Source organism: Chitinophagaceae bacterium, assembly GCA_030053935.1.
Taxonomy (GTDB): Bacteria; Bacteroidota; Bacteroidia; order Cytophagales; family JASGCU01; genus JASGCU01.
Genome location: JASGCU010000078.1, coordinates 1 through 11,680 on the forward strand (window position 1 = coordinate 1; position 11,680 = coordinate 11,680).

General features: G+C 31.7%; 12 protein-coding genes. 9 read left to right on the top strand and 3 right to left on the bottom strand.

Going from position 1 to position 11,680, the window contains the following annotated elements; all coding sequences use genetic code 11:
* Positions 1 to 517 precede the first annotated feature (517 nt).
* From QM536_07815 to rdgB, 3 genes are read left to right on the top strand one after another with little or no spacing between them, the layout of a single operon-like run.
* Positions 518 to 1,354, top strand: a complete 837-nt coding sequence (locus QM536_07815; GenBank protein ID MDI9356909.1) for a rhomboid family intramembrane serine protease — start codon at positions 518 to 520, stop codon at positions 1,352 to 1,354.
* A gap of 4 nt (positions 1,355 to 1,358) precedes the next feature.
* Positions 1,359 to 1,895 carry an FKBP-type peptidyl-prolyl cis-trans isomerase gene (locus QM536_07820; protein ID MDI9356910.1) on the top strand — a complete coding sequence of 179 codons (537 nt, stop codon included), beginning with the start codon at positions 1,359 to 1,361 and terminating at the stop codon, positions 1,893 to 1,895.
* The gene (gene rdgB, locus QM536_07825) at positions 1,892 to 2,470 is read left to right on the top strand and encodes an RdgB/HAM1 family non-canonical purine NTP pyrophosphatase (protein MDI9356911.1); all 579 of its coding nucleotides are present in this window, start codon (positions 1,892 to 1,894) and stop codon (positions 2,468 to 2,470) included. The genes QM536_07820 and rdgB overlap by 4 nt, the downstream gene beginning before the upstream one ends.
* 278 nt (positions 2,471 to 2,748) lie before the next feature.
* On the opposite strand, the gene QM536_07830 is transcribed toward rdgB, so the two are convergent.
* The 3 genes from QM536_07830 to QM536_07840 form a co-directional block, all read right to left on the bottom strand.
* Positions 2,749 to 3,765 (bottom strand): hypothetical protein, encoded by a 1,017-nt coding sequence (locus QM536_07830; GenBank protein ID MDI9356912.1) that lies wholly within the window; start codon positions 3,763 to 3,765, stop codon positions 2,749 to 2,751.
* A gap of 129 nt (positions 3,766 to 3,894) precedes the next feature.
* The gene (gene ccsA, locus QM536_07835) at positions 3,895 to 6,390 is read right to left on the bottom strand and encodes a cytochrome c biogenesis protein CcsA (protein MDI9356913.1); all 2,496 of its coding nucleotides are present in this window, start codon (positions 6,388 to 6,390) and stop codon (positions 3,895 to 3,897) included.
* A 37-nt stretch (positions 6,391 to 6,427) separates the two neighbouring features.
* Entirely contained in the window at positions 6,428 to 7,159 is a 732-nt protein-coding gene (locus tag QM536_07840) for a DUF1080 domain-containing protein (protein ID MDI9356914.1), read from the bottom strand.
* Between the two features lie 338 nt (positions 7,160 to 7,497).
* Here QM536_07840 and QM536_07845 point away from each other — a divergent pair, with 338 nt between their 5' ends.
* The 6 genes from QM536_07845 to QM536_07870 form a co-directional block, all read left to right on the top strand.
* Positions 7,498 to 8,319, top strand: a complete 822-nt coding sequence (locus QM536_07845; protein ID MDI9356915.1) for an SPOR domain-containing protein — start codon at positions 7,498 to 7,500, stop codon at positions 8,317 to 8,319.
* Between the two features lie 35 nt (positions 8,320 to 8,354).
* Complete coding sequence (locus QM536_07850; GenBank protein ID MDI9356916.1) at positions 8,355 to 8,987, top strand: MotA/TolQ/ExbB proton channel family protein; 633 nt, start codon at positions 8,355 to 8,357, stop codon at positions 8,985 to 8,987.
* Positions 8,988 to 8,991: 4 nt separating this feature from the next.
* Complete coding sequence (locus QM536_07855; protein ID MDI9356917.1) at positions 8,992 to 9,384, top strand: biopolymer transporter ExbD; 393 nt, start codon at positions 8,992 to 8,994, stop codon at positions 9,382 to 9,384.
* 57 nt (positions 9,385 to 9,441) lie between these two features.
* Positions 9,442 to 9,930: a hypothetical protein gene (locus tag QM536_07860; protein ID MDI9356918.1), complete on the top strand. Its 489-nt coding sequence runs from the start codon at positions 9,442 to 9,444 to the stop codon at positions 9,928 to 9,930.
* Positions 9,931 to 9,993: 63 nt separating this feature from the next.
* Entirely contained in the window at positions 9,994 to 10,797 is an 804-nt protein-coding gene (locus QM536_07865; protein ID MDI9356919.1) for a hypothetical protein, read from the top strand.
* A partial coding sequence (locus tag QM536_07870; GenBank protein MDI9356920.1) for a hypothetical protein occupies positions 10,787 to 11,680 on the top strand: 894 nt, incomplete at its 3' end. The genes QM536_07865 and QM536_07870, both read left to right, overlap by 11 nt.

An 11,680-nucleotide genomic window follows, 5' to 3' on the forward strand; every position in this document is an offset into this window, starting at 1 on the left:
AAACGTTCTATGATAGTTTTAAAACTATTATCATAATCTAAACGGTATTTTATGGCATTCATTTTTACAGGTTCTTTCTCTTTAAAAAAGAATTTTCGTGGCGGACTCACAGTTCAAATTTAAAATACATTTTTTGAATATATTTTTTTGCGTAAGGTGAGTAATTAAGTATAATTTGCTTGAATCGGTAAAATATAATGTTTTTTGATTATTTTGATAATCAAAGTATTATAATGGTAAAAAAACAATAAAAATGACATTATTTATTGTGAGAATATGTATATTTTCATTTTTTATGTGAAAATAATAGATAATATTATATTTTTGTTTTTTTTATTCCCATCTTATGCAATGGAACGAAAATAAATACCATATATATTTTTGCATTACCTATCTATATAAATATAGTATATAAACAAGTATATTTTGAAAATGATTGATGTAACAAATTATATCATTTAAATGTAGGTATTTATTAAATTTTATATAATAATAAAACAACTCATAAAATAATACTATGATTCGACTTACTCCCACCATAAAAAAACTGCTCACTATAAATGTAGCATGTTATGGAATAGGGCTTTTATTACAACTTCTTTATAACTTTGGGTTCCTCATCAATCCTAAAGATATATCTTCTTTCTTTGCTCTGCACCATTTTAATTCTTTAGAATTTCACTATCACCAATTACTCACGTATATGTTTTTTCACGGAGGGGTGCTTCATATTCTCAGTAATATGTTAGGGCTTGTTATGTTTGGTGTTTTTTTAGAGCGTGTTTGGGAAGGGAAGAGATTTCTTTTTTTCTACTTAGCAACAGGAGTAGGGGCTGGTATAATATATATCTTTTATACCTATATACTTACTTATCAAATGAATGAAGATGCCAAATCGTATATGATTAACCCTACTCCCGACAGGTTTGAACTGTTTGTTGGCAATTATTTGGATACTAAAAAATATACTCTCAGAGATGGAAAACAAGACGATTTGTTTGCGGAGTTCCATAAAGACCCTACCAATAAAGACCTCATCTATAGCACACAAAGTATAGTAATAGACATTGTGAAAAAGAATGAAAGTATGCAAGTAATAGGGGCTTCAGGTGCTGTTTTTGCAATATTAGTAGCATTTGCTCTCTTATTCCCTAATTTTGAAATCCAACTCCTTATCCCTCCTATATTAGTAAAAGCAAAATATTTAGTCCTATTTTATATAGTATATGAAATCTTTTGTGAATACTCTACTATGGTAAATGACAATGTAGCCCACTCTGTACATCTCGGCGGTGCTTTTATTGGCTTTTGTATTATTAAGTATTGGCAAAAATATTCTAAAAACTTCTATTAAAAAAATGAAAATCTCTCTCAAAATATCCATATTACTACTCCTCTCTTTTGTCATCTATTCTTGCATAACCGTTGAAGAAACTATACCCTTTGACTATGCGGCACAGTATAAGTTAGATAGCATTGCAATAGACAAATACATCGCAGATAAGAATTTGAAAAATATAATTATTACCAGCTCCGGCCTGCGGTACCAAAAAATAGATACCATACCCAAATCTCAAAAACCCAAATACGGAGACATCATATCTGTTCACTATACACTTACATTACTGAATGATAGCGTGGTAGAAACATCACGAAAAAGTGATGCCATTTTATATGGAAAATATGACACTACGGTTCTCTACCTTCCATTAGTCACTAACTACGGTATCAATGCATTAGTAAGTGGTTTTACAGAAGGATTAACGTATATGGGAAAAGGAGATCATTTTTTATTCCTTATACCTTCTAAACTGGGATATGGGAATATTAATTCTTCTCCTATTACAGCCAATTCTGTTCTCATATATGATGTCTCAAACGTAAATATCCGATGAAAAGGATTTGCCTCGCTACCAATAACCATCATAAAATACAGGAAATAAAATCTATACTCAAAGATACAGTAGAATTTATTTCTCTTGCAGAAATCGGATGTAAAGAAGAACTCCCTGAAACCCAAAATACTATCCCTGGCAACTCCTTAGAGAAAGCTCTGTATGTTGCACAGAAATATAATATATATGTTCTTGCTGATGATAGTGGACTTATAGTCCATTCCCTTAATGGAGAACCAGGTGTCTCTTCTGCTATGTATGGTGGACTCCCCCGAAATGAAAAAAATAATAAAAATCTTTTGTTAGAGAAAATGAAATATATTACCCATCGAGAATGTTATTTTCTCACCGTTCTCACATTGATATATCACAAAAAGATATTTCAATTTGATGGAAAGATATATGGGAGTATTGCTTTTGAAGAGCGAGGGAGCAATGGTTTTGGGTATGATTCCCTTTTTATTCCCAAAAATCATATACAAACTTTTGCGGAAATGTCTGCGGAAGAGAAAAATAAAATGAGCCATAGGTCTATCGCTCTTCATCATTTTTGTAATTTCTTGCTTCATCATTAGTTTTCACAAAAAATTCTTATAATCTAAAAAAAGAGAGCCACTTTTTAGAGATGCTCTCTTTTTTATTTATAATACCCATTGCTAAAAACTACACCCCACAGAACCTACTGTATCGGATGGAGTAGAAGTATACATTATATACCCACGACCTCCCGATGCTTACTATCAGGAATATTAAGTATACCTCTTATAATTATACACACCCGTGCCATTATTATTCCATAGAAATCGTATCCCATAATGAAAATAATTACATCTATCTTTTACTTCATTCATTTTTAGTCCTTTTGATACTTCATTCTGTTTTCTTCATTAAAACTTATAGGTAAAACCATACGTTGTCTTCTGTGTTTTCCACCTCTGTAAAATACATCCCATTCAGGTATAGATTTTATGACTCTTAATGTTTCATTATTATAAGCTTCATTAAATCCTTTCACTATTTCCAAACTGTCAATTATTCCTTGTTCGTTTGCTGAAAATTGAATAAAAACCGTAACGGTCTTGTCTGTTTTTGGAAGTAATTCCCATTTTATGTTTGAATATATAAAATGAAACAGTGTTTTGAAGTTACCATATATTGATTTTCTTGATTTTTTATTATTGTAAATCGTATTTCCATTTATTAATTTTCCATTAACAATTTCATAAATAACTTCTTTTTCGTAAAGTGATTCGTAACCTGAATGAACATAGTAAAGTTGTTTTCCTTGTGGTGATAGAATTTCTCCTGTCACCCAATCTGCTTTAACTTTTCCATTTAAAAACTTCTCACCAAATAGTGTCTTTAAATCCGCTTTAACTTTGTCGTGATAATAGTCACAACTATAAATGGATGTCAAGTATAGTTGATTATCAATTATTGTCCACTCGGCTTGATACATTCTATAACAAGCCGTATTCCAATAACTTTTTTTGTCTCCAAACAGTTTATCTCTTAAAGAATCAATATTCGCTAATTGTTCTAATGGGGTTGAAAAGATCATAAACGTATCACCTTTGTAAATGAGTATATCTGAAATTTGAGCAGTTCCAAAAACTTTGAAATTAAAAGCTGCCAAGGTCAGGAGTGTCAATATATAAATTCTAATTTTCAATGCTATTCGTCTTTTAAGCATAGCACCAACTAGCAAATATCCCCATTTCCAAACGTTTTTATTCTTTCGTAAATTCAATGGAGGACCATAATAGCTCTCTACTTTTTTTAAAGTAACCTTAGGTGGGTATGAGGCTCCTAAGGTTACGAGTAAAAAAAATAGTAATTGAGTTCTGTATATTCTTATATATGAGTTCATCTTACTATTTTATTGGGGTTATGGTTATCTAATACTATTCTTGCAATACATATATCAAAGCACACGTTGTTTATTCAGGCATTAAGCAGAAATTTTAAGAGATAAATAAAGATGCGGGAATGTATGGGGTTATTTGTTTTTTTTGAGGGAGATTATCAACCCTGTTATGAGGATAAACACGCCTAACCACATTATATTTATGAATGGTTTTTCTACTACTTCGAGTATTATCCATTCTTTTTGAGCAGTATTTATACCGATGGAGAAGCTATTTTTTTCGGGATATATATTGAGTATGGTAATTTTAGCGGCGATGTCTTTTACTTCGTAGGGTATCCTGCCGATGAGTTTATCTTTGATGAGAAACATTGGTTCTGCTACAAATGTTTGATTGTTCCCCGAGATAGCAATATGAAATTTGACAGCAATATCTTCATTGCTGAGTTCGGGGTGGGGTATGGTTTCTATTGTTTCTACTCTTGCCACAAAGTCGTTGACAAAAAAATTTTCTTTCATTCGGACTTCTATTTCTTCCATATCACTCCATTTTGCTTCTGCCTTTGGGTCGGGGAAGGTGCGAACATGGGAGTAAATATCTTTATTCCAATTGCTCTGTATATCGGGAGAATATATAATAGTTTCCTTTGCCTCATCCATATATACCTGTGGGTAGAGCGTAAAGGTATCTAAATTTTCAGGTATATATTCTATTTCAAAATAGGTGAGATGTGGGTTTTGTATGGTTACCGTATCCATTTTTTTATAGAATATTTGGTTGTTTTTTTGCAGCGTTCTTTTGGTTGTCCATAATAGAGCATCGTCAGTAGGTTCTAAATCATAGACATTCACCAAGAAAGGTAGATTTTTTACCTCTTTTCTCATTCCTTTATAGATGAGGGAGTATCCATTTATAGCGGTAGGTTGGTGTTGAAAAAGGAGTATATTATTGGTATTTATTTCATCAGGAAAGTCCTTGCTCCAAATTCTGCCCGTGTTGTTCAGAGAAACCATTTGAGAATAGCCCGATGAACATAAAATTCCTAAGAGAATACAGGCAATTCCGATATGAGAGACAGCACCTGCATTTATTGTATTTGTTTTTTTGGCAAAAGAAAGGATAATCCAAATATGCACTACAAAAGAATATATACAGGCAATAAGCACAAATATATAAGAGGCATCTGTTATGCGAGCAATGATTATAAAGAGAGAGGAGAGCAGGAGAGTAAGAACGAGTGGGGGAATGAGGATGTTGTTTTTAGAAGCATAGTTTTTTTTATACCAAAAGAATTGAGTTGTTCCTGCCAAAAGAACCATTATAGGGGTTAAAATAATTTGAAATTGAGTATAAAATTGTATTGGGTTCACAGGCGGGGCAATTTTTGAGGGTATTCCAAAGGATTCTAAAAGAGCATTATACACGGGGATAGAAGTAGGAATAAAAACTTGAAAAGCCATAAAACAAAGGACTGTTACTCCCAAGAACATCCAAAAATCACCCGAATATTTTTGTTTTTCTTCTTTATCAGCGGGAATATATTTCCATTCTTTTCCAAGAAGTACCGCCGAAATAAGGGTAAAAAAGAGCAGATAGAGTAGTAATTGTCCCGAAAGCCCCAAGTCAGTAAAAGAATGTACGGAAGAATCGCCTAATATTCCCGACCTTGTTAAAAAGGTAGAGTAGAGAATCAATAAAAAAGTTGCTATCACTAATATAAAAGCAAGAAGGAGAGCTTTTTTATGTGTTCTAAAAAGAATAAGAGCATGCAAAGAAGCAACTAATACCAACCAAGGAATATATACTGCATTTTCTACAGGGTCCCAATTCCAATATCCACCAAAATTGAGGGTTTCATATGCCCAATAAGCTCCCATAAGTATCCCCACTCCCAGAATTAATGTAGAAAAGATCGACCAGAAGATGGCAGGTTTTACCCATTCGGTATATTTTTTTTTATATAAGCCCGCAAGAGCGTAGACAAAAGGAACTACAGTGGAAGCAAACCCTAAAAACAGTGTAGGAGGGTGAATAACCATCCAATAGTTTTGTAATAAAGGGTTGAGCCCCCTTCCATCCGATGGAATAAAATCAGGATTGATTTGAAAAATGGGTATATCTAAAGCATCACGCAATAAAATAAAGGGAGAGCTGCCTATTTTAACATCAAAAACCACCACACCTAATATCATCGAAACTAAAAAACTCTGTATAAAGCCAAAAAACATCATAAGAGGACTTTCCCAAACAAGGTTTTTTTTTAGAGCTATGCAGAGAAAAAGTATTGCATTCCAAAATATCCATAAAAGAAACGAACCTTCTTGTCCTTCCCAAAAGCAAGAGATTTGATAATACACAGGAAGAGAAAGAGAAGAGTGCCCCCAAGCATAATGATACTCAAAATAATGATTGGTGATGATACTAAAAAGACATACTATAACTCCAATAATACTTATAAAGTGTATGAAAAAAGTATATCTGCCTGCAAGTTTCCACATATTGGGTATGTAGGATTCTGTTTTGGCATCTTTTTGTGCATTTGCATAAAAAATTGCAGAAAATAAAGCAGTTATAAAACTTATTATTACAAAAAGATGCCCTAAATTTCCTATAAAAGTTCTTAGCATTAATGATTTTCGGTTTGTATATTTATGAAATATGGTATTATAAAGGAAGGAGTTTTATTTTTCTAAAAAAAACGGGGGAGCCGTGGTCTTGGAGAGCTATTTTTCCTGTAGTAAACTTTCCATAATCGGGGAACGCTTTCCATTTTCCTGTATTTTTTAGATCAAGCCACTCTTTCGTTTGCAAAGTATACTCTAATACTTTTTCTCCATTGAGCCAATGCTCTACATTTCCTTGTTTAACGATTATACGAGTAGTATTCCATTCTCCGTAAGGGCGATATTTTGGATTTTGAGCGGTATGCATACCGTAATTAGCTGCTGTTTTTTGATTTTCATCGAGAGAGTTGATGTGATTTTCTTGGTCTATCAGCTGATATTCTGGTCCGGTTTGAAAAGTTCTTTTGTACTGTTCAAAATCTTCTTTTACATGAAAGAATATACCACTATTTCCTCCTTTGGATATTTTCCATTCGAGGGCAAGTTCGAAGTTTTCAAAATCTTGGTCGGTCACTATGTCGTTACTTTCCCCTAAAGCGATGATTTCTCCATTTTCTATTTTCCATCCCACTACCCCATTCATCCCATAGTTATGCCAACCTGCAAAAGTATTTCCATCAAAAAGTAATTTCCAACCTTTTTTTTGCTCTTCCGCTGTTAGAACATTTATAGTATCTATTTGCTCTCCCATATTTTGTTTTTTATCTGCTTTTTTACAAGATATTATATAAAAAGAAACCACTACCACTAAAAAACTGTATTTAAAAATCATATTACGATGGTTATTTTAAAAATGAAAAAATAAAATTAATAACAAATAAAAAATCTTTTTTCTAAAACGATACTTAAAAAAGAAAACTAATAAAAAAAATACTATTATAGTAATGTTTTTTAAATAGTATGTAAAAAAATCATTAACCACATTATATTTGTATTTTTGAATATAAAAAAATAAAAGTATATCAAAAGCAATTTTTTGGATAGAAATCAAAGTATAGAATTCAAAATTATATTCATTGAGTAAGCACAATTTCATTTTGTGTTTTAAAAGTTTAAAAATAAGATTATTATTGTATATATGTATATATTTTCAAATATAATAAAAAAACAATGCTAGACAATATTACAAACAAGGACTGGTTACAGAATAAAGATAAGGATAGAGATAAAGAGGAAAGTAATGATTTTGAATTACCCGATTTAAATTATGATTCTCTGAAAGATGACAAAGACACCGTAAAGGTTTCTAATACTTCTTTTATAGGACATAATAATTCCAATGACAATAAAAAGGAAAATTCTTATACAAATTCTATATTTGGAGTAGACCATCATCTTTCAGAAGAATATACTCCTTCTTACTATTCATCAAATAATAAAAACTCTTTTGTAAAAAATAATAAACATAATAATAAAGACATGGCACAAAATAAAAAAGATGACATATATGGTCCAACTCGCCCATCGAGTTCTAATAGAAAATTTATATTAGTTACTTCCTTTATTCTTTTGGGTATACTCGTTTGCGGTATAACTTTTTGGGGAGTTGAAAAATACATAAAAGATAAAAAAAATACACCTACTACAGAAGTAATTCCGGAAGCAGATACTGCTCAGTTTACAGAAAATACAGAGCCAATAGTAGTTGAAGAAGAAAAGAAAAACACGGTGGGGGAAATTTTAGTTATATCTGAAAAAACGGGTCGTTCCTATATTATTGTTAAAAGTTTTTTCGATGAGGACCTAGCAAATGATTTTACGAGTGAACTGGCACTAAAAGGTATTTCTACAAAAATTATACAACCCGTAACGTCTAAAAAACCGTACTATAGAGTAAGTGTATCGGACTATGACAGCTACCAAAGTGCTTTAACAGAGTTAGAAAAATACAAAACAGAATATGGAAGTGATGTATGGGCTTTTAAATATTAATTATTCATTCTCTATTGTAAGTATAATTTTAAGCTATGAGTACTGAAGAAATAACCTTGTTAGACCTCACCATAAAAGGTGGCATTATGATGATACCCATATTCGCTCTCTCTTTTATAGCAGTAGCTATATTTATAGAACGACTATTAGTGCTAAAAAAAGCATCTTACATAACAGATTCTTTTATGGAATATATAAAAAAAAAAGTAATTACCGGGGATATAAACGGTGCTATACTTTTTTGTCAAGAAATAAATAGTCCTACTTCTAGAATGATAGAAAAAGGACTTGTTCGGCTCGGCAGTCCTCTCAAAACTATAGAAGCATCTATAGAAAATGTAGGTAAGATAGAACTTTATAAATTAGAAAAAAATATCAGTATATTAGGAACTATCTCCGGTGCCGCTCCCATGATTGGTTTTTTAGGAACCGTCACAGGTATGATACAGGCATTTATTTCCATAGCCCAAGAAGAAGGATCTATAAGTCCAAAACTTCTCTCATCAGGAATATACGAGGCAATGATTACCACTGCTGCAGGTCTGATAGTAGGAATTATTGCTTATTTAGCATATAATTATCTTACCACAAGAGTTCAAAAAATAATCTATATAATGCAATATAACAGTATAGATTTTATAGAACTTTTACAAGAACCCAAATCATAAAATTATGAACTTAGTACCTAAAAATAAAATAGATGTCTCTTTCAGCATGTCATCCATGACAGACATTATATTTTTACTCCTCATTTTTTTTATGCTTACTTCTAACTTCATAACCCCTTCAGGATTACCCGTAAATCTCCCATCCAGTAAATCAAGTACTATAGTTCTCCAAAAAGTAAGTGTTACCATCACTAAAAATATAGAATACTACGTAAATGATAAATTAGTACGTAGTAACAATATAGAATCAGAACTCAAAAAAGTATTAGATGGATCTACAGAAGGAGTAGTAGTATTACATATAGATGAATCGGTCCCGTCTCAGTACTTAGTAAAAGTAGCAGGAATAGCCAGCTCTCTGAAAGCAAAAGTATCCATAGCAACAAAACCAGAATAGAAGAATCAACAATCCACAATAATATACCATGTACTACACTTGCAAATCAAAAAAAATATGACAAATCCAAATGTTTATAAAAAAGCTACCACATTTTCGCAAATAAGTAGTGCCATCCAACTTAATGTCCCTATTTCACCCGACCACGAGTTTTATACAAATTTTTCAGATGTGAGAGGCGATTTTAAAGATAATCTAATTTATGGAAGTTTAAACGTAGATGCAAATTCCTTTACTTACCAAGGAGACCCAAGTGATGGTAATAATACAATTATTTTTTTGGCGGGAATGCGAGGTTCTGGAAAAACTTCAGAATTATCTAAAATTTCGAAGCAACTAAACAATAAAGATTGTTTTTTTTGTGTTACTTGTAATTTAGACGAAGGTTTAAACCTGAACGATATGGAATACGCCGACATTCTTATTTTTCAGCTAGAAAGATTATTTGAAGAAATTGAAAAGAATAAACATATAATTTTAGATCAAGGTATTATTGATGATTTAAATACATGGTTTGAAGCAAGAGTAAGGGAAGTAAATGAATAACTTAAAAAGGAAGGTAGTTCAGAATTAAACATACAAGTTGGTACAGGAAATTTATTAAATTTTTTGGGTATAGCCACTAAACTAAAAGATTATATTCGTGGCACTCAAAAAACGGCTGATACTATTAGAACAATCTTTAAAAATAATTTTACTGATTTTGCTAAAAAATTTAATCAATATGTGGAAAGTGTAAATATGTTCTTGCGAAAACATGAAATTGCACAAAAACTATTGTTTATTGTAGATGGCTTAGAAAAAGTAAACACACATGAAATCCGTAAGAGAATAATTTTAGAAGAATCTAATCGCTTTGCCCAAATAAAAGTCAATACCATTTTTACTCTCCCCATAGAATTGCAAATGGAATCCAGGCGTCTGCTTACTTTTAGCAAAGTAATTTCTTTCCCCTTTGTGAAAATTCTTGAAAAAAATGGTAATATTGTAGAAAAAGCAGTAGAAAAGTTTACAGAATTTGTATATAAGAGGATAGATGCTCGATTATTTGATAATCCCGAAACTGTAAAAACAGCCATTCTACACTGTGGTGGCTCACCACGTGAACTCCTTAGAATATTAGAATATACGTATTTATATGCAAATAGAAACGAGGGTATTTTAAAAAGTTCTGATCTTCATAATGCACTAAAAAGATTAGCTGCTGAATCCTCTCATTATATTTCTGAAGTAGATTTGAGTAGGTTAAAAAAACTCAAAACAGCAAACGAACAAGGAGAACCAGTTGCTTTTAACGAAGAGTGGCAAAATCTAATAGAAAATTCGATAATTTTTGAATATAACGATGGCACTTTCAAACGTGTAAATCCTATTGTTGAAATTTCTGAATTATATAAACATTATGTTAGATAATTATACAGTAGAAACCGCACCTTTATTTAAAATGCTGGGGTTTGAAACATTTCGATTTATTATTGTCCGCTATAATCATTATTCTTTGGTCAGTAAAATACAAAGCGACTTACAACAATTATTTCCTCAAAGACCCACCAAAAAGTTAGACGCTCAAAAAATAGATTATCAATCTCTTACGAAAACCTATTATGCACTTGAAAAAGGGTTCTTATTTTTAGAAAATTTTGAAATCCTATTAAAAAAAAAATTAGACAGCCAAAATAGAGAAACCCCAGAAATAGCACTAGAAAACAAACGAAAAACGGACATTTTGGCAGGTTTAAATCTCAGACGGGATACATTAGCAAAATATCCTATTGCCTTAATGGTTTTTGTATCTTCTTCGGCAGATGAACTCTATGCCCGAACTATTATGGAACAAATGCCCGATATGTGGAGCTTTCGTTCCATGATATTAGATCTGCATACCAACATGGATGGAGAACCAAAGCCCATTACAGACCCATTACCAAGAACCGAGGATAATACTACTATTATTTCACAAGACCTTTCAGAACTTCATCACTTATTAGACCTATTAAACAATGCCCCCGAAAGCGAACAGGCGTACCGATTAACCCTTTATCCACAAATTGTAAAAACAGCAATGGATACAGGAAGATATGAAAAGGCGTATGAAATCTTAGAAACATGGGAACACCAAATCCATGAAAATGACACACTCAAGGTTTGGTTACATAAAGCAGATATTTTAAAAACGTATGGCAATTTACATGATGCCTTAGAATTATTAGAAAAAGCCAGGAAACTATCCATTACAAGAGCTGATACATACAACGAAGGGATATTTTGTCAAAGAATTGGCGATGTTCATATTCTT